18 protein-coding genes are annotated in these 19,761 nt (G+C 65.9%); 11 read left to right on the plus strand and 7 right to left on the minus strand.

From position 1 onward, the window contains the following. Window positions 1-134: 134 nt before the first annotated feature. The 4 genes from GD628_RS11125 to manA all read left to right on the plus strand — a co-directional run bounded on the left by GD628_RS11125 (window position 135) and on the right by manA (window position 4,850). Window positions 135-1,307 (plus strand): 5-(carboxyamino)imidazole ribonucleotide synthase, encoded by a 1,173-nt coding sequence (locus tag GD628_RS11125; protein ID WP_152274763.1) that lies wholly within the window; start codon window positions 135-137, stop codon window positions 1,305-1,307. After that, on the plus strand, window positions 1,304-1,831 hold the full coding sequence (gene purE, locus GD628_RS11130) for a 5-(carboxyamino)imidazole ribonucleotide mutase (protein ID WP_091606732.1): 528 nt from the start codon (window positions 1,304-1,306) through the stop codon (window positions 1,829-1,831). Before GD628_RS11125 ends, purE begins: the two co-directional genes overlap by 4 nt. A 9-nt stretch (window positions 1,832-1,840) precedes the next feature. Beyond that, on the plus strand, window positions 1,841-3,457 hold the full coding sequence (locus GD628_RS11135; protein ID WP_152274764.1) for an LCP family protein: 1,617 nt from the start codon (window positions 1,841-1,843) through the stop codon (window positions 3,455-3,457). Window positions 3,458-3,530: 73 nt separating this feature from the next. Beyond that, the gene (manA, locus tag GD628_RS11140; protein ID WP_152274765.1) at window positions 3,531-4,850 is read left to right on the plus strand and encodes a mannose-6-phosphate isomerase, class I; all 1,320 of its coding nucleotides are present in this window, start codon (window positions 3,531-3,533) and stop codon (window positions 4,848-4,850) included. 19 nt (window positions 4,851-4,869) lie between these two features. Here manA and GD628_RS11145 read toward each other — a convergent pair whose 3' ends face one another. Beyond that, window positions 4,870-5,895: a lipid II:glycine glycyltransferase FemX gene (locus GD628_RS11145; protein WP_152274766.1), complete on the minus strand. Its 1,026-nt coding sequence runs from the start codon at window positions 5,893-5,895 to the stop codon at window positions 4,870-4,872. 174 nt (window positions 5,896-6,069) lie between these two features. On the opposite strand from GD628_RS11145, the gene GD628_RS11150 reads away from it, so the two are divergent. After that, a complete protein-coding gene (locus tag GD628_RS11150; protein WP_152274767.1) occupies window positions 6,070-6,876 on the plus strand; it encodes a TspO/MBR family protein in 807 nt (268 codons plus the stop codon). Window positions 6,877-6,949: 73 nt separating this feature from the next. Here GD628_RS11150 and glpX read toward each other — a convergent pair whose 3' ends face one another. Then, window positions 6,950-7,990: a class II fructose-bisphosphatase gene (gene glpX / locus GD628_RS11155; protein ID WP_091606747.1), complete on the minus strand. Its 1,041-nt coding sequence runs from the start codon at window positions 7,988-7,990 to the stop codon at window positions 6,950-6,952. 198 nt (window positions 7,991-8,188) lie between these two features. On the opposite strand from glpX, the gene GD628_RS11160 reads away from it, so the two are divergent. From GD628_RS11160 to GD628_RS11180, 5 genes are all read left to right on the plus strand, one after another. Then, a complete protein-coding gene (locus GD628_RS11160; protein WP_226802493.1) occupies window positions 8,189-8,776 on the plus strand; it encodes a DUF4245 domain-containing protein in 588 nt (195 codons plus the stop codon). 87 nt (window positions 8,777-8,863) lie between these two features. Then, window positions 8,864-9,529, plus strand: a complete 666-nt coding sequence (locus GD628_RS11165; RefSeq protein ID WP_091606750.1) for a carbonic anhydrase — start codon at window positions 8,864-8,866, stop codon at window positions 9,527-9,529. A gap of 71 nt (window positions 9,530-9,600) precedes the next feature. Beyond that, a complete protein-coding gene (locus tag GD628_RS11170) occupies window positions 9,601-11,022 on the plus strand; it encodes a class II fumarate hydratase (protein ID WP_091606751.1) in 1,422 nt (473 codons plus the stop codon). A 1,247-nt stretch (window positions 11,023-12,269) separates the two neighbouring features. Beyond that, on the plus strand, window positions 12,270-12,923 hold the full coding sequence (locus GD628_RS11175; RefSeq protein WP_176697626.1) for a TetR/AcrR family transcriptional regulator: 654 nt from the start codon (window positions 12,270-12,272) through the stop codon (window positions 12,921-12,923). Beyond that, on the plus strand, window positions 12,920-14,689 hold the full coding sequence (locus tag GD628_RS11180; RefSeq protein WP_152274768.1) for an MDR family MFS transporter: 1,770 nt from the start codon (window positions 12,920-12,922) through the stop codon (window positions 14,687-14,689). Before GD628_RS11175 ends, GD628_RS11180 begins: the two co-directional genes overlap by 4 nt. Window positions 14,690-14,798: 109 nt before the next feature. On the opposite strand, the gene GD628_RS11185 is transcribed toward GD628_RS11180, so the two are convergent. From GD628_RS11185 to GD628_RS11205, 5 genes are all read right to left on the minus strand, one after another. Next, window positions 14,799-15,269 (minus strand): NUDIX hydrolase, encoded by a 471-nt coding sequence (locus tag GD628_RS11185; protein WP_152274769.1) that lies wholly within the window; start codon window positions 15,267-15,269, stop codon window positions 14,799-14,801. Between the two features lie 4 nt (window positions 15,270-15,273). Beyond that, the gene (locus GD628_RS11190) at window positions 15,274-15,786 is read right to left on the minus strand and encodes a prepilin peptidase (protein ID WP_152274770.1); all 513 of its coding nucleotides are present in this window, start codon (window positions 15,784-15,786) and stop codon (window positions 15,274-15,276) included. A 62-nt stretch (window positions 15,787-15,848) separates the two neighbouring features. Continuing rightward, window positions 15,849-17,186 (minus strand): PhoH family protein, encoded by a 1,338-nt coding sequence (locus GD628_RS11195; RefSeq protein ID WP_226802494.1) that lies wholly within the window; start codon window positions 17,184-17,186, stop codon window positions 15,849-15,851. Window positions 17,187-17,437: 251 nt separating this feature from the next. After that, the gene (locus GD628_RS11200; RefSeq protein WP_152274772.1) at window positions 17,438-18,088 is read right to left on the minus strand and encodes a YoaK family protein; all 651 of its coding nucleotides are present in this window, start codon (window positions 18,086-18,088) and stop codon (window positions 17,438-17,440) included. 15 nt (window positions 18,089-18,103) lie between these two features. Next, on the minus strand, window positions 18,104-18,865 hold the full coding sequence (locus GD628_RS11205) for an isoprenyl transferase (protein ID WP_091606773.1): 762 nt from the start codon (window positions 18,863-18,865) through the stop codon (window positions 18,104-18,106). 244 nt (window positions 18,866-19,109) lie between these two features. Between GD628_RS11205 and trhA the strand changes: the two genes are divergently transcribed. Next, window positions 19,110-19,760: a PAQR family membrane homeostasis protein TrhA gene (trhA, locus tag GD628_RS11210; RefSeq protein WP_152274948.1), complete on the plus strand. Its 651-nt coding sequence runs from the start codon at window positions 19,110-19,112 to the stop codon at window positions 19,758-19,760. The last annotated feature ends 1 nt before the right edge of the window (window position 19,761 follow it).

Here is a 19,761-nt window from a genome sequence, read left to right on the forward strand (position 1 = left end):
GAAGGAACTGCCGCGCTATGGCACGGCAGTAAGAAACCCACTTTACCTTCAGTTCTTGGGAATTGGCCCTGAAGGAAGTCGTCCGGGCGATGACACACGGCAGGAAGTACCTGCAGCTTCGGTAACCTGTACACGTGAGATTTCCTATTATCGGCGTTGTCGGCGGCGGCCAGCTGGCCCGGATGATGGCCCCGGCGGCCACAGAACTCGGGTTTGAACTGCGCGTCCTGGCAGAAGGCCCAGATGTATCCGCTGTTCCCGCCGTGGCAAACGCCGTCGTCGGCGACTACACGGACTATGACACCCTGCTCTCCTTCGCCCGCGGCGTCGACGTCCTGACGTTCGACCACGAGCACGTTCCCGGAGACCATCTGCGTGCCCTGGCCGGGGAGGGCATCAACGTCCAGCCCGGGCCCGATGCCCTGGTACACGCCCAGGACAAGCTGGTGATGCGCGCAGCCGTGGACCGCCTCGGTCTGCCGAATCCCGCCTGGGCCGCTGTCTCCTCGGTTGCTGACCTCATTGATTTCGGCAAGGCCACGGGGTGGCCGGTAGTGCTGAAAACTCCCCGCGGAGGCTACGACGGCAAGGGCGTACGGATTATCGACGACACCGCAGCTGCCGAGGCCGCGGCGGACTGGTTCACCGGAGCCGCACTGCTGGCCGAGGAAAAGGTCCCTTTCACCCGCGAGCTCTCGGCGCTGGTGGCGAGGACGCCGGACGGCGAGTCCGTTGCCTGGCCCGTGGTCCACTCAATCCAGGTCAACGGTGTCTGTGATGAAGTCATCGCGCCGGCACAGGACCTCGCTCCGGAGACGGCTGCAGCCGCGTCCGAAGCTGCACTGCGAATCGCTGCCGAACTTGGTGTTACCGGAGTCATGGCCGCCGAGCTCTTCGAAACGCCCGGCCGCGGACCGGGCTTCCTGATCAACGAATTGGCCATGCGACCGCATAATTCCGGACACTGGACCATGGACGGGTCGGTCACAGGCCAGTTCGAGCAGCACCTGCGTGCCGTGCTGGGACTGCCGCTGGGCAGCACCGAACTGCTGGGCGGCGTGGCCGTGATGAAGAACTTCCTCGGTGCCGGGAACCCGGACCTGTACCTTGGTACCCGGCTGGCCCTCGCGGCCGAACCCGCTGCCAAGGTCCACAATTACGGCAAGGCCGTGCGTCCCGGGCGCAAGGTCGGCCACGTTAATGTAGTCGGAGCGTCCGCTGCGGACCTGCCGGCCGTCCGGCGCAGCGCCGAGAGGGCCGCCGCAATCATCCGCGACGGCCGCGAACCGAATGAGGAGAACGCATGAGCACCGCCAACAAGCCGCTGGTCGGCCTGGTCATGGGGTCCGATTCGGACTGGCCCGTCATGGAGGCAGCCGCAGCAGCACTGGCCGAATTCGGGATTCCCTACGAAGCCGACGTCGTTTCCGCCCACCGTATGCCGGCAGAAATGATCGCTTACGGCCAGGAAGCACACCGCCGCGGGCTGCGCGTCATCATCGCCGGTGCCGGGGGCGCAGCCCACCTGCCGGGAATGCTCGCCTCCGTGACGCCGCTGCCGGTCATTGGTGTCCCCGTTCCGCTGAAGTACCTGGACGGCATGGACTCCCTGCTGTCCATCGTCCAGATGCCTGCCGGCGTTCCCGTGGCAACGGTATCCATCGGCGGCGCCCGCAACGCCGGCCTCCTGGCAGTGCGCATGCTGGCTGCAGGAACTGACCCGCTCGCCGCCAGTCTGCAGGAGAAGCTGGTCGATTTCGCCGGAGAGCTGCGCCAGACCGCCATGGCCAAGGGCGCCCGGCTGCGCGCTTCCGTTTCGGAAAGCGCCTAGGCCAGGCGCATGGCCAGTACAGCGCCAGGTTCATCCGGAGCCGTCTACACTGACCCGGTCCGCTATCCCCAGTCGGCGTCGCCGCGCCTGCGCAGCAAACGGGCCTTCCTGCTCCTGTTCCTGACCCTTGTGCTGCCCGGTTCGGCGCAGATCGTCGCGGGAGACCGCAGGCTGGGCCGCATGGCCCTTCGCATCACGTTCCTCGTCTGGGCAGCCCTGATCGCGGTTGCCGTGGTAGCGCTCACCAACCGGGTCCTGCTGGTGAACATCTTCACCAACAGCTGGGCGTCTTTCCTCATCATGGCGCTGCTGGCCGCACTGGCCGTGGGCTGGGCACTGCTGTTCATCAACACTTTCCGCATCATCCGTCCGCCGCTGCTGAAGCGGAACGTACGCCCTGCCGTTGCCGGAGCCATGGTCCTGCTCATGGTCCTCACGAGCGGCTCGCTGGCTTACGGCGCCTGGCTGCTCAATGTCAGCCGACAGACCTTCGACAACATCTTCGCCTCCGGGCCCGCTTTCGACCCGGTGGACGGACGCTACAACTTCCTGCTCCTGGGCGGAGACGCAGGGGCGGACCGCACGGGCCTGCGGCCGGACAGCATGTCCGTCTTCAGCGTCGATGCGGACACCGGCCAAATCGTCACCCTCAGCCTCCCCCGCAACTTCCAGAACGCCCAGTTCAGTGCGGACTCCCCGCTGTGGCAGGTCTTCCCCGAGGGCTACAGCTGCGGTGACGAGTGCATTCTGAACAGCCTGTACCCCGTTGTCACCGAGCAGTATCCCGAGCTCTACCCGGAGTCCGAAGACCCGGGGGCAGAGGCAATGATGGACGCTGCCAGCGGAATCCTGGGCCTGGAAATCCAGTCCTACGTCATCGTTGACATGGAGGGCTTCTCCAGCCTGATCGACGCCATGGGCGGCGTGAAGATCGACGTCGGAGGCTGGGTTCCCATCACCGCCGGAGAGATCCCCGGCACCAACCGCCACTACCCGCCGGACGGCTGGATCGCTCCCGGAGTCCAGACCATGGACGGTTATACGGCCCTCTGGTACGCCCGTTCACGCGAATTCGTGACCGACTTCCACCGCATTGCCCGCCAGCAGTGCGTCCAGCAGGCAATGGTGGCCCAGCTTGATCCGGCGACCCTGCTGACCCGCTTCCAGGCAATTGCCTCAGCCGGTGAAGAAGTGGTCCATACGGACATTCCGCAGGACCAGCTGGGCAGCTTCGTGGACCTCGCCCTGAAATCCAAGAACCACGAGGTCCAGCGGATGACCATCGGCCCGCCGGACTTCGGCACGGCAGCGGATAACTTCGCAACCTACCCGGACTTTGACCTCATCCATTCCCGGGTGCAGGAGAAGCTGGCCACATCCGCTGCTGCCGCGGCGGGGACCGCTGAAGAGCCTGCCCCGGAACCGGTGGAAGACGGCGCGATCGGCTCGTCGGATCCTGCCGAGCCCGAGGCGCCGGCGGCACCGGCGCCAGTGGAAGCCCCCGCTCCCGCCCAGCCTTCGGGACCGGAAATCACCGAAGCGTATCTCCAGGAACTGGCGCAGATCGGGGACACCGATACGCTGGCCATGCTGCTGGACAACAACGGGTCCTGCAGCGTCGGCTAATCCGCCGGCCAGGCTCCCCCGCCGTGTACCGGTCCTTTCCGGTCCGCGGCCACCACTAACCGAAGAGAGAGACATGTATCTGCTTTCAGGCACCCTCCGCCCCTATGCCTGGGGCTCCCTGACGGCCATGGCTGAGCTCTTCGGCCGTGACCCGAGCGGGGAACCCGAAGCAGAACTGTGGTTCGGCGCCCATCCCGGAGCGCCTTCCCGCGTCCTGGGCGGGGAACCTGCCACGCTGGACGAACTCATTTCCCGGGACCCGGAACAGCTTCTGGGCCGGGAGACCGTTGCCGTGCACGGACCGGCCCTGCCGTTCCTTGCGAAGGTGCTTGCTGCCGGATCACCGCTGTCACTGCAGGTCCATCCCACCCGGGAACAGGCGCAGGCGGGTTTCGCCGCCGAAGAAGCCGCCGGGGTTGACCGCGCAGCGGCAGACCGGAACTACAAGGACACCAACCACAAGCCGGAGATGATCTTCGCGCTGACGGATTTTGAAGCCCTCTGCGGCTTCCGCCGGCCTCAGGACGCCGGCACGCTGTTCCGCTCGGTCTCCAGGCTGGTCGAGGCAACCGGCATCCCGGCACCGGAACTGCTGGTCCAGACCGCGTCGGACCTTGAGTCCGGACGGCCGGAAACCGAACGGCTCGAAAGCGTCTTCCGCCGCCTCATCACCGGCGGCGAAGAAGTCCGTGAGGCTGTTGCCGCCGCGGCTGGTGCCGTCCGGTCCCTGGACGACGCTGAACGAGCCGACCTTGATCCGGCCGTCGCTGAACTTGGGTCACTGGACGGCTACTACCCCGGAGATCCGGGCGTGCTGATATCCCTGCTCCTGAACCGGGTCTCGCTCTCCCCCGGCGAAGCAATCTATCTCCCGGCGGGTAACGTCCATGCGTACCTGCGCGGCCTTGGAGTGGAGGTGATGGCGTCCTCGGACAACGTTCTCCGCGGCGGCCTCACGCCCAAGCATGTGGACCTGCAGGAACTGCTGAAGACCATCGATTTCCAGGCACTGGGCATTCCCCGCGTCGAAGCGGAACACACCGGACTGGGCCAGGAACTCTACCGGCCCCCGTTCTCTGAATTCTCCCTGCAGCGGCTTGAACTGGCGCAGAGCGCGGGTGAGGGCAGCATGTCCGCGGCGGACGTTCCGCTGCTGCAGAACGGTCCCACGCTGGTCATCGCACTGCGCGGCTCCCTGGTCCTGGATTCGCCGAAGCAGGACCTCATCCTCAACCCGGGCGACTGCGCTTTTATCGGCGCCGATGAAGCACCGGTGATCGCGAAGCTTGCATCCCATTCAGCACAGCACGACGACGGCGCGCTGGCTTTCGCGGTGACCACCGGGTCCCCGGCACCCGCCGCAGACCCGGACGCCCCCACCCTGCGGATCTAACCCGGACCGCCGTCCCGTCCTACCGGCCCAGGCGGCTCCGGACCGCGCCAACCCCGCCGAGGAGCTTCCGCAGCGCCGTCTTGGCCAGCGGCAGGGCACCGGTGAAGACCGGGTAGAGCGGGGAAAGAGGCTTGTCCCAGGTTCCGGCCAGCATGTTCTCGTGCTTCGCCCAGCCCATCTTGAACTTGGAGACGCCGTCGTTCAGCAGCCCGTTGAAGTCGTAGCGGGTGATGCCGCGGGCTTTCATTTCCTGGATTGCAAGCCACTTCAGGGCGTAGTTGGCCCGCCGCCGTTCCCCTTCGTCGCTCATGCCGCCGTAGAGTTCGAAGGCGGTGTAACCGCTAGCTGACAGCCAGAGGAAAGCCACCACGTCGCCGCCCTTGAACGCGGCGTACACCGGCGAGTCGTCCCCGAGATTGTCGAAGATGTCGAAGTAGTAGGAGTCTTCGTGGATGCCGAAGCCCGCACGCTCGGCAGTCTGCTTGTACACGTCCAGGCACTGCTGGAGTTCGTCGCGCTTTACGGCACGGTAGTCCAGCTCTTCCCTGCCGGACTTGCGGATGTACTGCCGGTGCTTCTTGCCCATGGCGGCCAGCAGGTCCTCTTCGTCCTTCCTGAGGTCCAGGATCAGTGTGCGCGGAATCAGGATGGTGTTGGTGCTGGGGCGGAAACCGGCACCCGGCAGCGCCGCAGCCGCCGGCGAGTCCGCGTCCCAGTCAGGTTCGATGGTCAGCGCCACGGCGTGGTGCTTCTGCCTGGCATAACCGGCGACGGCGGCAAGCAGTTCCGTTTCCCGGCCGGGGACACCCTGCGGGCCACGGGGAATGTAGGCAAGGGCGCGGAAGGGAAACGGCAGCCTGCGCAGCAGCAGCTGGGCAGTGCCCACCACGCCGGTGCCGTCCGAAAGCAGGAGCCGTTCGGCCTGCCATCCGTGCTCTGCCTTGGTCTTCCCCCACCCCCACAATTGCTGCGGGTGTCCGTCGTACTGGTTGACGAGGCTGTTCCAGCGGGACGGATCGGTGCAGGGAGTAACGCTCAATGTCATGCCAACTAGCCTACTTCGCTGCCGGCACCGGCCTCGAACGCGCCGTTGTTATGGAGCTGAAATCGAGGGCGCTCCAAAACGCCGGAAAATCATAAGCATGCTTTGTTAGGCTCGAATATGGCTACCTCGACCCCCAGAACATCCAGTCCATCCGAACCACCAAGTGCGGCAGGTATGGGATCGCAGGGCTACTCGGGCAGGGACCTGGCCCGGCAGCTCACGGTCACCGCATCCTTCATCATCTGTATCGCCGGGTCAGTCATCGGCGTGGGAGTCTTCGGCGGCACCCCCATCGCGGAAGCCGCGGGCGGGGCCCTGAGCGCAGACGCCACCTATCTTGCCCCGGCAAGCCCGGCCTTCTCCATCTGGTCCGTCATCTACACCGGCCTCGGCGCCTACACCATCTACCAGTGGCTGCCTTCGCAGCGCGCTTCCAGCCGTCAGCGCCGGCTCGGCTGGCTGGTGTCCGCCTCACTGGTTTTGAACGCCGCCTGGATCCTCAGCGTGCAGGCCGGTTCCGTACCGCTCTCCGCCGTCGTCATTGCCGCCCTGCTGGTGGTACTGGCACTGATCTTCGCCCGCTACGCCCGCAGCCGGCCGGACAGCCTGCTCGGCGCCGTCGTCGTGGACGGAACGCTTGGCCTGTATCTGGGCTGGGTCTGCGTGGCCGTCTGCGCCAACATCGCCTCAGCCCTGACCGACGGCGGATTTGACGGCTTCGGGCTGGACCCCGTGGTGTGGGCGGGCATCGTGCTGGCCGCTGCTGCCGCCGTCGGCGTGGGTTTGGCGTTGTATGGCCGGGGCCGCCTGGCTCCCGCTGCTGCACTGGCCTGGGGGCTGTCCTGGATTGCGGTGTCACGGGTGAACGGAGAACTGCTCTCGACGCCAACCGCGGTTATGGCTGCTGCTGCCGCCGCCGTGATCGTGGTTGCGACGGTTGGCGCCCGGGTGGCGGAGATCCGCCGGCATCAGCCCGCGTAGCAAAGACCACCCCATGGCAAAGGGGAGGGCCCGGACATTGTCCGGGCCCTCCCCTTTGCGGTTTCGCGGGCGCCTAGCGCAGGCGGGCGTAGGACTCCCACTTGTGGGACTGGTGCTCGCCGTCCACCACACGGATGGTCCCGGACTTTGAGCGCATCACGATTGACTGGGTGAGGACCCGGTCCTTCTTGTAGCGCACACCGCGCACCAGGTCGCCGTCAGTGATGCCGGTCGCCGCGAAGTAGCAGTTGTCGCTGGTAACCAGGTCGTTGGTGGAGAGCACACGGTCCAGGTCGTGGCCGGCGTCGATGGCCTTCTGCTTTTCCTCGTCCGAGGTGGGCCACAGGCGGCCCTGGATGACCCCGCCGAGGGTCTTCACGGCACAGGCGGTGATGATGCCTTCCGGGGTGCCGCCAATACCCATCAGCGCATCTACGTCGGTCCCTTCACGGGCTGCCGCAATGCCGCCGGCGACGTCGCCGTCCATCAGCATGCGGGTGCGTGCACCGGCGTCGCGGATTTCCTGGACCAGCGGCTTGTGCCGGTCCCGCTCGAGGATCATCACGTTGAGCTGGTTGATCTTCTTGCCCTTGGCTTTGGCGATCAGGTGCAGGTTCTGCTTGACCGGCAGGCGCAGGTCCACCATGTCCGCAGCTTCGGGACCGGTGACCAGCTTCTCCATGTAGAACACGGCAGAGGGGTCGAACATGGTTCCGCGCTCGGCAACTGCCAGCACGGCCAGGGCGTTGTTGATGCCCAGGGCGGTCAGCCGGGTGCCGTCGATCGGATCCACGGCAACATCGCAGAGGGCCCCCGTGCCGTCGCCCACGTGCTCACCGTTGTAGAGCATGGGGGCTTCGTCCTTCTCGCCTTCACCGATGACCACGACGCCGTTGAAGTGGACGGTGGAGATCAGGGAGCGCATGGCATCGACGGCAGCGCCGTCGGCCGCGTTTTTGTCGCCGAACCCGACCCAGTGGCCGCCTGCGATGGCCGCGGCTTCCGTGACGCGGACCAGTTCGAGCGCGAGGTTCCTGTCCGGCTCGTCGTCGCCGACTGCCAGCGCGGGTGAAAGAGTTGAGTACTGGGCACCTTGGGACACGTCTAACCTCATCTTTGAAATTCGGGCCGCACTGTCCGGAATCAGTCCCCAACAGCGGGCCCGCCTGCTGTTCCTTGCTCCGATCATAGTCGCCAAGTGGTCCGTACCACCGCTGGCACCCGGCATTTGACGCCGCCGGAGCACCGGAAGCCACCCAGCGCGGCGGCGCAGGAATAGGACTTGCCGCCCCGGATAGGGGATCATGGAGGTGTGAGTGAGCAGCAGCAGCCCGAAGAGCCCGTAACCCCCACCCTGACCGCCAAGCAGGCCAAGCGTGCCAACGCAACGGTCATTGGAATGCTCATCGCTACCGGAATCACGCTGGCGATCGTGCTGGTTCCGGTGCTGCTGAATCCGTACCAGAAGGCCCAGCCGCGCAATGTGGACGTCCAGGCGATCGCTGCCGAAGCAGCGGACGACGCCGGGTACGATCCGCTCGCCCCGGACCTGCCCGAAGGCTGGACCGCAAACTACGCGCGCTGGGATTCGGGCGTCAACTCCGGTGTTCCGGCCTGGGAAGTGGGATATCTCACTCCGGATACCGAGTTCATCCGGCTCACCCAGACCAATGCGGGCAACCCCACCTGGGTTTCCCAGACCACCCGCGACTCCCTGGTTGCCGGTGAACGAAACGCAGGGGGCGCCACCTGGCAGCTGCGGGACAGCGCCAACGGTGAAGCGCACCTTGTCACCGAGGTGGATGGAATGACCGTAGTGCTCAGCTCCGAAGGCGATCTGTCCTCGGTAGACGTCCTGGCCGAAGCAGTGCTTGCGGACCTCGCAGCTTCCGGCCAGTAGCACCTCAGCGCCCGCGCTGTCCGTAGCGCGCGACTTCCCGCGGTAACAGATCAGCGAAGCGGTCCCGAAGCGCCGTATTCTTGTACGGTGACCGAATTCAACAGCCCCCTTACTGCTCCCACCACTCCCGCCCAGGCCTGGCAGCGCCTGCGCGAAGGCAACGAGCGATTTGTTGCCGGCACCTCACGCCATCCCAACCAGGATGCGCCGCGGCGCAGCTCCCTGGTCAACGAGCAGAATCCGTTCGCGGTGATCTTCGGCTGCTCGGACTCCCGGCTCGCCGCCGAAATCATCTTCGACCTTGGCCTGGGCGACGTTTTCGTCGTCCGCACGGCCGGACAGGTCACCGACGACGCCGTTCTCGGCTCACTCGAGTACAGCGTGGGTGTACTGGGCGTCCCGCTGATCGTCGTCCTGGGCCATGACAGCTGCGGCGCCGTCACCGCTGCCAAGCACACTGTTGACACCGGCTCCATGCCCGCCGGCTACGTCCGGAACCTGGTCGAACGCATCACCCCCTCGGTGCTGGCCGCACGCCGGAATGGCCTGGAGGACGTCAATGACATGGTCGTCGAGCACACCCGGCAGACCGCCGAGCGGCTGGTTGAAAGCTCCCGCCTGATTTCCGACGCCGTTGCTTCCGGGGAAACCGCCGTCGTCGGCCTTTCCTACCGGCTGGCTGAAGGCCGCGCGGACCTGGTGTCCAGCATCGGCAGCCTTGAGCCTGAAACCACTGATCTAGCGGCCGGCTAGCGGGCAGGAATCCTGCCCCATTCCGACACGCGTTTTCAGCGCCGGCGGGCGCGCCGACTAGGCTGGTAGCCATGACTTCCAACTCCGCTGAATACCGCATTGAACATGACACGATGGGTGAGGTCCGGGTCCCGGTAAACGCCCTCTACCGGGCCCAGACCCAGCGTGCCGTGGAGAACTTCCCCATTTCCGGGAAGCCGCTGGACGACGCCCACATTGAGGCACTTGCCCGCATCAAGAAGGCTGCCGCCACCGCCAACGCCGAACTGGGGGTGCTCGACGACGAGCGCGCCAAGGCAATTGCCGCTGCGGCTGACGAAGTTGCTGCCGGCCAGCACTACGGGCAGTTCCCGATCGACGTGTTCCAGACCGGATCCGGCACGTCCTCGAACATGAACACCAACGAGGTCCTGGCCGAGATCGCCACCCGCGCCCTCAAGGCTGCCGGCAGCGAGACCACGGTTCACCCGAATGACCACGTCAACGCATCCCAGTCCTCGAACGACGTCTTCCCGACCTCCGTCCACGTTGCCGCCACTTCCGCCCTGATCAACAACCTGATCCCCGCGCTGGAACACCTGGCAGTTTCGCTGGAGCGCAAAGCCGAGGAGTTCAAGGACGTCGTCAAGTCCGGCCGCACGCACCTCATGGATGCCACCCCTGTGACCCTGGGCCAGGAATTCGGCGGCTACGCCGCACAGGTCCGCTACGGCATCGAGCGCGTCCAGGCTTCCCTGCCCCGCGTCGCCGAGGTTCCGCTGGGCGGCACCGCTGTTGGAACCGGCATCAACACCCCGGCCGGCTTCCCGCAGCGCGTGATCGAGCTGCTCGCCGCGGATACCGGCCTGCCGCTGACCGAAGCCCGGGACCACTTCGAGTCCCAGGCTAACCGCGACGCCCTCGTTGAGGTATCCGGCATGCTGCGCACCATCGCAGTATCCTTCTCGAAGATCGCCAACGACCTGCGCTGGATGGGCTCCGGCCCCAACACCGGTCTGGGCGAAATCGCCATCCCCGACCTGCAGCCGGGCTCCTCGATCATGCCGGGCAAGGTCAACCCGGTCATCTCCGAGGCCGTAATGCAGGTTGCCGCCCAGGTTGTCGGCAATGACGCCGCGATCGCGTGGGCAGGCACCTTCGGCTACTTCGAACTCAACGTGGGCATCCCCGTCATCGCGTCGAACCTCCTGGAGTCCATCCGCCTGCTGGCCAACTCCTCCGTCATCATGGCGGACAAGATGATTGACGGCATCGAAGCCAACGTGGAGCGTGCACGCTACCTCGCCGAGGCCTCCCCCTCGATCGTCACGCCGCTGAACAAGTACATCGGCTATGAGAACGCTGCCAAGATCGCGAAGTTCGCGGTCAAGGAAGGCAAGACCATCCGCCAGGCCGTCACCGAGCTCGGCTTCGTCGAGCGCGGCGAAGTCACCGAAGAGCAGCTCGACGCCGCACTGGACGTCCTCTCCATGACCAAGCCGCCGCAGGCCTAGTCTTCCGCTGCATTCAGGGGGCTGCCCGGCGGGCGGCCCCCTTTTGCATGCCCGGGGCATCTCCGGTGTCAGGAGATCCGGTCTGGAAAGGCCCTTTACGTCCGGCTCAGGGTCCGAGGCCGCTGTTTCCGCCGTGGGTCCGTGTCCGCCGCGGCCGCGGGTCCGTTGCCGCCGCGGGTCCGTGGCCGCCGTTTCCCAGTCACTGTTACACGCGTGCACTCCTGGGGTCACACTAATTGCCAGCAGTATCGACGAGTGGGAATGCCGGATGCACCAAGGAACACCAGCAACAGGAGCACCAAGGCGTGGGAGCCCCGGTTCCAGCCAGACCCCACCAGCAACACGGGCATCAAAGCGTGGGAACGCCGGGTCCGGCCAGACTTCGCTGGCAACACGGGCGCCAGGTTGAGCGAACGCCGGTTCCAGCGGAGGCCCCAACGACAGGGATCGCCTACGCGTGCGAAAAGCCGGGCAACCCGCCGTTCCCAGTCCCTGTTACACGCGTGGACTACTGGGGTCACACTAATTGCCAGCAGTATCGACGAGTGGGAATGCCGAATGTAAAGAGGCACACCAGCATCAGGAGCAACGATGGGTGGGAACGCGGGTTCCACCAGCACCCCACCAGCAACACGAGCATCAGGACCTGGGAATGCCGGGTCCGGCCAGACCCCGCCGGCAACACGGGCCCCAGGTTGAGCGAACGTCGATACCAGCGGAGGCCTCAATGACAGGGATCGCCTACGCGTGAGAAAGCCGGGCAACCCGCCGTTCCCAGTCCCTGTTACACGCGTGCACATCTGAGGTCCCACTAATTGCCAGCAGTAACGACGAGTGAGAATGCCGGATGCAAGGAGGAACACCAGCAACAGGAGCAACGATGAGCGGGAACGCCGGATGCAACAAGGAACACCAGTAACAGGAGCACCAAGGCGTGGGAGCCCCGGTTCCACCAGCACCCCACCAGCAACAGGAGCAACGATGAGCGGGAACGCCGGATGCAACAAGGAACACCAGTAACAGGAGCACCAAGGCGTGGGAGCCCCGGTTCCACCAGCACCCCACCAGCAACATGAGCACCAAGACCTGGGAACGCCCGTTCCCGCCGGACCATACCGGCAACAGGAGCACCACGGCGTGGGAGGGCCCGTTCCGGCAGCACCCCACCAGCAACGGGTGAGCACACAAACAGGCGCTGAAACCCAACTGTTTTGCACTTATGTGCTAATCGTGCAAAAGTTTACTTCGTGACAAATAGTGCAAGTTCAGACGGCGGCCTCCGTGAGCGCAAGCGGGCAGCAACGCACAGCGCCATCACCAGCGCGGCGCGGGCCCTCACCGCCGAACACGGCTTGGCAGGGTTCACGGTGGAGGAACTCTGTGAGCAGGTGGGCATTTCGCGGCGCACCTTCTTCAACTACTTCCCTGCCAAGGAAGACGCCGTCCTCGGCGCCCCCGCTGCCCTGCCGGAGGAGCTCACCGAACCGTTCATCGCGGCGGGCTCAGCCGGGCCGGGGCTTTCGCCAACACTGCTCAGGGACCTGGTGGACCTCGCCGTGGCCCACATGGAGTCGATGGCGGTTTCCCGCGCAGAGCTCGCCCAGTTCAAGGATGCCCTGAACACGGAACCCCGGCTGGTCTTCAAACTGATGCAGGGGAACCGGGAAGCGGACGAACGCCTATGCCGCCTCATCGCCCTGCGGGAACACCGTGACCCCACGGACCCGGAGGTAACGGCCGTTGCCACGGTCTTCTCGGCCCTGCTCCAGCGGGCCGTCCCCGAATTCTTCGATCCCGGCAACTCCCGCAGTTACCGCGCGGTCCTCACCTCCGCCGTCGAACCGGCCCGGGCCGCTTTTTCTTCCTTTACTCCCCTCACTTCCAGCAAGGACCTGCCATGACCACCACTGCCGCGCGATCCTCCGGACCGCTGCTGCTGACCCAGAAACGGATCTGGATCATCTTCTCCGCCCTTATTGCGGGCATGCTCCTTTCATCCCTGGACCAGACGATTGTCTCCACTGCCATGCCCACAATCGTGGGCGAGCTAGGCGGCGTGGAGCACCAGACCTGGATTACCACCGCCTACCTGCTGGCCACCACCATCGTGATGCCGATCTATGGCAAGTTCGGCGACGTCCTGGGCCGGCGCAACCTGTTCCTCTTTGCCATTGCCCTGTTCACCCTGGCATCCGTGGGCGCTGCCTTCGCCACGGACTTCTGGATGTTCGTCCTGTTCCGCGCCATCCAGGGCCTGGGCGGCGGCGGCCTGATGATCCTCTCCCAGGCGATCATTGCGGACATTGTTCCGGCCAACGAACGCGGCAAGTACATGGGTCCCCTGGGCGGCATCTTCGGCCTTTCCGCCGTTGCCGGCCCCCTGCTGGGCGGCTTCTTTGTTGACCACATGACCTGGCAGTGGGCGTTCTACATCAACATTCCCATTGGCATCGCCGCGTTCCTGATCGCGTTCTTCACCCTCACCCTGCCCAGCAAGAAGGCCCAGAAACGCATCGACCTCCCCGGGGTAGTCCTGCTGTCCATCGCCACGGCCTGCCTGATCTTCTTCACCGACTTCGGCGGCGACGCAGACCGCGGCTGGACCGATCCGCTGACGCTCGCCTTCGGCGCCGGACTGCTGGCGGCAGCCTTCGCCTTTGTGATGGCCGAGCGCCGGGCCGAGGATCCGATCATTCCGCTGAGCCTGTTCAAGAACCCGATCTTCGTGAACAGCACCGCAATCGGTTTCACCCTGGGCATGGGCATGTTCGCGGCGCTGGCCTTCGTCCCGACCTTCCTGCAGATGTCCACCGGCACCTCCGCCGCGGCATCCGGCCTGCTCATGCTGCCCATGATGGTGGGCATGATGGGTACCTCCATCTGGTCCGGCCTGGCCATCACCAAGACCGGCCGGTACAAAAAGTACCCGATCTCCGGCGCCGTCCTGGTCCTGGCAGCCCTTCTGTGGATGACCATGCTGACCGCGCAGACGCCCGTCTGGGTGATCTGCACCCAGCTGTTCGTGTTCGGTGCCGGACTAGGCCTGATCATGCAGGTGGTGGTCCTGGTCGTGCAGAACTCCGTACCGGTGGACCAGATCGGCACCGCGACGTCCTCCAACAACTACTTCCGCGAGGTTGGCGCCTCCCTCGGCGTGGCCATCTTCGGTGCAATGTTCACCACCCGTCTCTCGGAAAACCTCATGGGTGTCTTCGAGGGCGCCGGGTTCGACGCCGCTGCCGCCGGCGAGGCGACGGCAACCCTCCAGCCGGCTGCAATGGCTGCCCTGCCCGAACCCATCCGGGACGGAATCGTTAACGCCTATGCTGAGTCCCTCGCCCCGGTCTTCTGGTACCTGGTGCCGTTCCTGGCACTGGCACTCATCCTCGCCTTCTTCCTGAAGGAGATTCCGCTCTCAGATGTCGCGGGCATGGTGGCGCGTGGTGAAGCCGTGGGCGGAGCCGAAGCGGACCGGCTCGAGGCTGAGCGGCTCGCCGCCGCGTCAGGTACGGGCGCGGAGTCAGGTGCGGGCGCGGGAGGCGCGGGCGCGGCAGGCGCGGCAGGCGCGGGCGCGGCGTCAGGCACGGGCTCGTCCCCGGCCACTCCCCCTGCACCGGACACGGAACCGGCTGACAGTCCCTCGGAGCAGGCACCACACCAGCGCTAGCCCCAGCATCAGGGAAAGACCCCCGCATTTGGAAAAGATCCCAGCATCAGGGAAAGGCCCCGGGAATTATCCCGGGGCCTTTCCCTGTCGTGGCTGGGTTTGCGGGTTCCTAGACCTCGAAGACCGGCACCCCGGTGGAGCTTCGCGCCAAGTCAACAAGCATCCGGTGCCGGGGGTTGAGGTCCGGGAGCTCATCGACGGCGAACCAGCCCACGTCGGTGGACTCGTCGTCGTTCACCCGGGCGCTTCCCGCAACCCAGGCGCACCGGAACACCAGGTTCAGGAACTGGCAGCGGTCCTGGTTGGGGAACATGATCGGGTCCGTGGTGCCAACGTGGATGAGGTGCTCGAGCCGGGCCTGCACGCCGGTCTCTTCTTCCACTTCCCGCAGGAGCCCGGGGCCGGGTTCTTCGCCGGGCTCCAGGATGCCAGTGATGAGGGTCCAGCGGCCGTTGTCCGTCCGGCGGCAAAGAAGCACTTCTCCTGCCGGGTTGAAGACGACGGCGGCCACCCCGGGAAGCCACAGCAGGTCATGGCCCACTTTTTCGCGCAGGGAAAGGATGAAGTCCGGTGTGGGCATGGTTCTACTGTAGGCCAGGCACTGCGAGCGCCAGCAAAGCACCGGCGAGCATAAACGGGCCAAACGCAATCCGGGACTTGCCCGTGCCGCGGCGGGAGAGCACCAGTCCCAGGCCCCACAGGCCGCCGAGCACGAACCCTGCCGCGGCTCCCGCGAGCAGCGCGCCCCACCCGGCAAACCCCAGGTACAGTCCCAGCACGCCCGCCAGCTTCACATCGCCCAGTCCCAGGCCGGACGGCGAAGCTATCCGCAGCAGGAAATACCCGCCCAGCAGCAGCACCCCGCCGAGTGCCATGCCCACCAGTCGCCCCGGATCTCCGGCGACCAACGCAGCCGCACCCAGGAACAGCGCGGAAACCGGATAGGCCGGCAACACCAGCCGGTCCGGCAGGCGGCGTGTCCGAAGGTCCGCGACGGTCAGCTTCCATGCCAGTGCCACCAGATAGCCGAGCGCCACCGCCAGCAGCAGCCAGGACAGCCGCGGACCGCTCCAGTACTCCCCCAGGATCCCCCACATGCGCCCTACGGTACGCGACGGCGCCGGCCGGCGTACCGCAGGGCGGTGCACCTGTGGACGGGCTAGCCGATCGCCCCCTCTTCCAGCAGGTCCGTCACGAGGGCGGCGATTGGCGACCTTTCTGAGCGGGTGAGCGTCATGTGGCCAAAGAGCGGGTGGCCCTTGAGCGTTTCCACTACTGCGGCGACGCCGTCGTGGCGGCCCACCCGGAGGTTGTCCCGCTGCGCGACGTCGTGAGTCAGGACTACCTTCGAGTTCTGGCCAATACGCGACAGCACGGTCAGCAGCACGTTCTTCTCCAGCGACTGTGCCTCATCAACGATCACGAAGCTGTCATGCAGCGAGCGCCCGCGGATGTGGGTTAGCGGCAGGACTTCCAGCATGCCCCGGTCCAGGATCTCTTCCACTACTTCCCGGGAAACCAGGGCTTCCAGGGTGTCGAAGACCGCCTGGCCCCAGGGGCCCATCTTGTCCGCTTCGCTTCCGGGCAGGTACCCGAGCTCCTGGCCCCCAACCGCGTACAGCGGCCGGAAGACCACCACTTTGCGGTGTTCCCGGCGTTCCAGGACGGCCTCCAGCCCGGCACACAGTGCCAGCGCGGATTTACCGGTGCCGGCCCGTCCGCCCAGCGAAACGATGCCGACTTCCGGGTCCATGAGCATGTCGATGGCCAGCCGCTGTTCGGCTGACCGGCCGTGCAGGCCAAAGACGTCCCTGTCTCCGCGGACCAGCCTCACCTGCTTGTCCGCGCCCAGCCGGCCAAGCGCGGATGACCTGCCGGAAAGCAGCACCAGCCCGGTATTGACCGGCAGGTCCGCTGCTTCGGGGATGAACACGGACTGCTGGTCGTAGAGGGCGCTGACCTCCGAGTCGCCGGTTTCGATTTCTGCCATACCCGTCCAGCCGGTGTCCCGGACCAGTTCGTTGCGGTACTCGTCAGCTGTCAGCCCCACGGCAGCGGCTTTCACACGCAGCGGCAGGTCCTTTGAAACCACCGTGATGGTGCGGCCTTCGTCGGCGAGGTTCCGCGCCACGGCGAGGATCCGGTTGTCATTCTCCGATCCCCGGATGCCCAGGGGCAGTACTTCCAGGGAAACGTGGTTCAGTTCCACCCGCAGGGTTCCACCGGCGTCGCCGATCGGCACCGGCCTGTCCAGCCCGCCGTGCCGTACCCGCAGGTCATCAAGCAGGCGCAGGGCGGTCCGGGCAAAATAGCCGAGTTCGGGATCGTTGCGTTTTCCCTCCAGTTCGCTGATGACCACCAGCGGCAGGATGACCTCGTGTTCGGCAAAGCGCAGGATTGCCTTCGGGTCTGACAGCAGGACAGATGTGTCAAGCACGAATCCCTGGGGACCGCCGGCAGCGGCTGCTTCGTGCAGGGATGTTCTGTTTACGGCCACGTAGAACTCCAGTCAGGGACCGCAGGCCCCGGATCGCTAGAAGTGTCTTCTCCGCAGGCCGGCACGGGACGCCGGGCTGCGGCCTCCTGTGCGAACACACAGCGTGTGAGCATCCGGCCTCCGGTTCCATCAGCATGGGGCTGATCGATACGTACAAGCTACGCCCCCACGCGTGCCACGCGGCACAGGGACACGAAGGAGTTCGAGTTGTTCACTGCCTGTTTACGGTCCTGACTCTTCTGCCGTCCGGGCTAGCCGTGGAGGTGCCCGGGATGCCCCCACGACGCCGCTGCTGCCGCGGTGAGGGCAACGATTGCCGGCCCGAGGGCGGTGAGTCCCAGCAGCAGGTATCCGGCACCTCCGCAGAGTGAACCAAGCGTCAGCGCGGACCAGAGCAGCAGGTAACGGTGCCAGCCGTTTCCGCGTTCCCCGAAGAGCACAGCCGTTACCTTTTGTCCCAACTTGACCAGGGTGCCCGTCATGTAGGTAATGCCGATCGAGACTTCTCCGCCCCGCTCGAAAACCGCATTGAGCAGTCCCATTGAACCTGCCAGCGCCGGTGCCAGCATCCATTCCGCCCCCGGCACTGCCGTGCTGGCCCACGCGGCTCCGAGGACAGCGGCGGACACGCTGCAGATGGCCGGACGGCGGTGCCGGTGCAGGATCCGGCGCAGGGAGGAAGCCGCTACTACGCCAAGGAAGAATGCGGCAATGAGGCCGAAGGCCTGCAGGAACCCGCTGAGCGACAGGTCAGCCACGGAAGCGCCTGCCCGCGTTGAATTGCCGGTCATGAAGGAGACGAAGTATCCGCCCAGATGGAGGAAGCCGACGGCGTCGACGTAGCCGGCTGTCCAGGCCAGGCCGGAGGCCAGGGCAATTTCCGAGCGGGTGTGCGTCAGCATCGCGGGTTGTACCGGTTAGGACCCGAAACGTCGCTGGCGGCTGGCGTAGTCCCGCAGGGCGCGCAGGAAGTCGACCCGGCGGAAATCCGGCCAGAGGGCCTCGCAGAAGTAGAACTCGCTGTAGGCGCTCTGCCACATCAGGAAGCCGGAGAGGCGCTGTTCGCCGGAGGTGCGGATCACCAGTTCCGGGTCCGGCTGGCCGCGGGTGTACAGGTATTCGGAGATCTGTGCGTCGCTCAGCTCGGCGGTGATTGCCTCGATCGGTTTGCCCTGGGCCTGTGCGTCCCGCAGCAGTTCCTTGACCGCGTCCACGATTTCCCGCCGGCCGCCGTAGCCGATCGCGACGTTTACGTGCAGACCGGTTGCCGCCGCCGTCGACTCGCCGAGACGCTCGAGCTGGCATGTGAGTTCATGGGGAAGGATATCCAGGGCGCCCACGGGCTGGACGCGGAGGTCGCCCTTCTCCCCCAGCCGGTCCAGGGTGTTGGCGATAATCCCCAGCAGCGGCTCCAACTCATCCGGATCACGGTTAAGGTTGTCCGTGGAGAGCATGTACAGGGTCACGACCCGCACACCGAGTTCCTCGCACCAGCCCAGGAACTCAAGGATCTTGTCCGCCCCGGCCTGGTGGCCGTCCGACGTCGGAGCCCCGGCAAGCTTCGCCCAGCGGCGGTTGCCGTCAACCATGACGCCGATGTGTTCAGGAATGCGGTCCTTGACCAGGCTGCGGCGCAGGCGCCGCTCATAATAGGCGTAAACCACACCGGGAAAGCGCACGGGTGACTCACCTGCCTATCAGTCTGATCGGGGTTCTGCGGAGCGCGGGGGCTTCTCTGCTTAAGGCTACCGCGCACCGGCTCCCCTGCCGTGCAGGCAGCAGCCGAGCCGCGGCTACCGTCAGGTAACCTACCGGATCGTAAGTTAGGATTGGCGCATGAGTTCATTCCCGGAACGAGTACCCGTGCAGCAGTATCCGGAGTCCCGCCAAGCGCCGGGGCCGCTGGAATCGGCAGTGGAAACCGTGGCTGATGCCCTTGAGATCAAACCGCGCCTGCGAGGCTGGCTGCACGCCGGCGCAGCGCCCCTAGCCCTCGCCGCGGGCATAGTCCTGGTTGCCCTTGCCCCGACCCCCGGCACGCGGATCGCCTCCGCGGTGTACGCCCTCACCGGCATCCTGCTCTTCGGCGTCTCGGCCGTCTACCACCGCGGCAACTGGAGCCCGAAGGTGAAGACGGTCCTGAAGCGGCTGGACCACACGAACATCATGCTGGTGATTGCCGGGTCCTACACGCCCCTGGCCTGGTCACTTCTGCCGCGGGACACAGCCGTGGTGCTGCTGATCGTCATCTGGAGCGGCGCCCTGGCGGGGATCGCGTTCCGGCTGCTGTGGCTGCATGCTCCGCGGTGGCTGTACACACCGGTCTACATTGCCCTGGGCTGCGCTGCCGTCTTCTACATTCCTGATTTCTGGGCCGTGAATACGCCCGCCGCCATCCTGGTGATCGCCGGCGGGGTTGCCTACATTGCCGGCGCCGTGATCTACGCGATGAAGCGCCCCAACCCGTCCATCAACTGGTTCGGCTTCCACGAGATCTTCCATGCGTTCACTCTGGCCGGCTTCTCCTGCCATTTCATTGCCATTCTGATGGCCGTGACGTCCGTCCAGGGATAAG

This window comes from Arthrobacter koreensis (genome assembly GCF_009193255.1).
Taxonomy (GTDB): domain Bacteria; phylum Actinomycetota; class Actinomycetes; order Actinomycetales; family Micrococcaceae; genus Arthrobacter_B; species Arthrobacter_B koreensis.

Coding starts and splice junctions, on each gene's coding strand:
- purE (WP_091606732.1), top strand. CDS start 1,304: ATGAGCACCGCCAACAAGCCGCTGGTCGGCCTGGTCATGGGGTCCGAT.
- GD628_RS11135 (WP_152274764.1), top strand. CDS start 1,841: ATGGCCAGTACAGCGCCAGGTTCATCCGGAGCCGTCTACACTGACCCG.
- manA (WP_152274765.1), top strand. CDS start 3,531: ATGTATCTGCTTTCAGGCACCCTCCGCCCCTATGCCTGGGGCTCCCTG.
- GD628_RS11145 (WP_152274766.1), bottom strand. CDS start 5,895: ATGACATTGAGCGTTACTCCCTGCACCGATCCGTCCCGCTGGAACAGC.
- GD628_RS11150 (WP_152274767.1), top strand. CDS start 6,070: ATGGGATCGCAGGGCTACTCGGGCAGGGACCTGGCCCGGCAGCTCACG.
- glpX (WP_091606747.1), bottom strand. CDS start 7,990: ATGAGGTTAGACGTGTCCCAAGGTGCCCAGTACTCAACTCTTTCACCC.
- GD628_RS11170 (WP_091606751.1), top strand. CDS start 9,601: ATGACTTCCAACTCCGCTGAATACCGCATTGAACATGACACGATGGGT.
- GD628_RS11180 (WP_152274768.1), top strand. CDS start 12,920: ATGACCACCACTGCCGCGCGATCCTCCGGACCGCTGCTGCTGACCCAG.
- GD628_RS11185 (WP_152274769.1), bottom strand. CDS start 15,269: ATGCCCACACCGGACTTCATCCTTTCCCTGCGCGAAAAAGTGGGCCAT.
- GD628_RS11190 (WP_152274770.1), bottom strand. CDS start 15,786: ATGTGGGGGATCCTGGGGGAGTACTGGAGCGGTCCGCGGCTGTCCTGG.
- GD628_RS11200 (WP_152274772.1), bottom strand. CDS start 18,088: ATGCTGACGCACACCCGCTCGGAAATTGCCCTGGCCTCCGGCCTGGCC.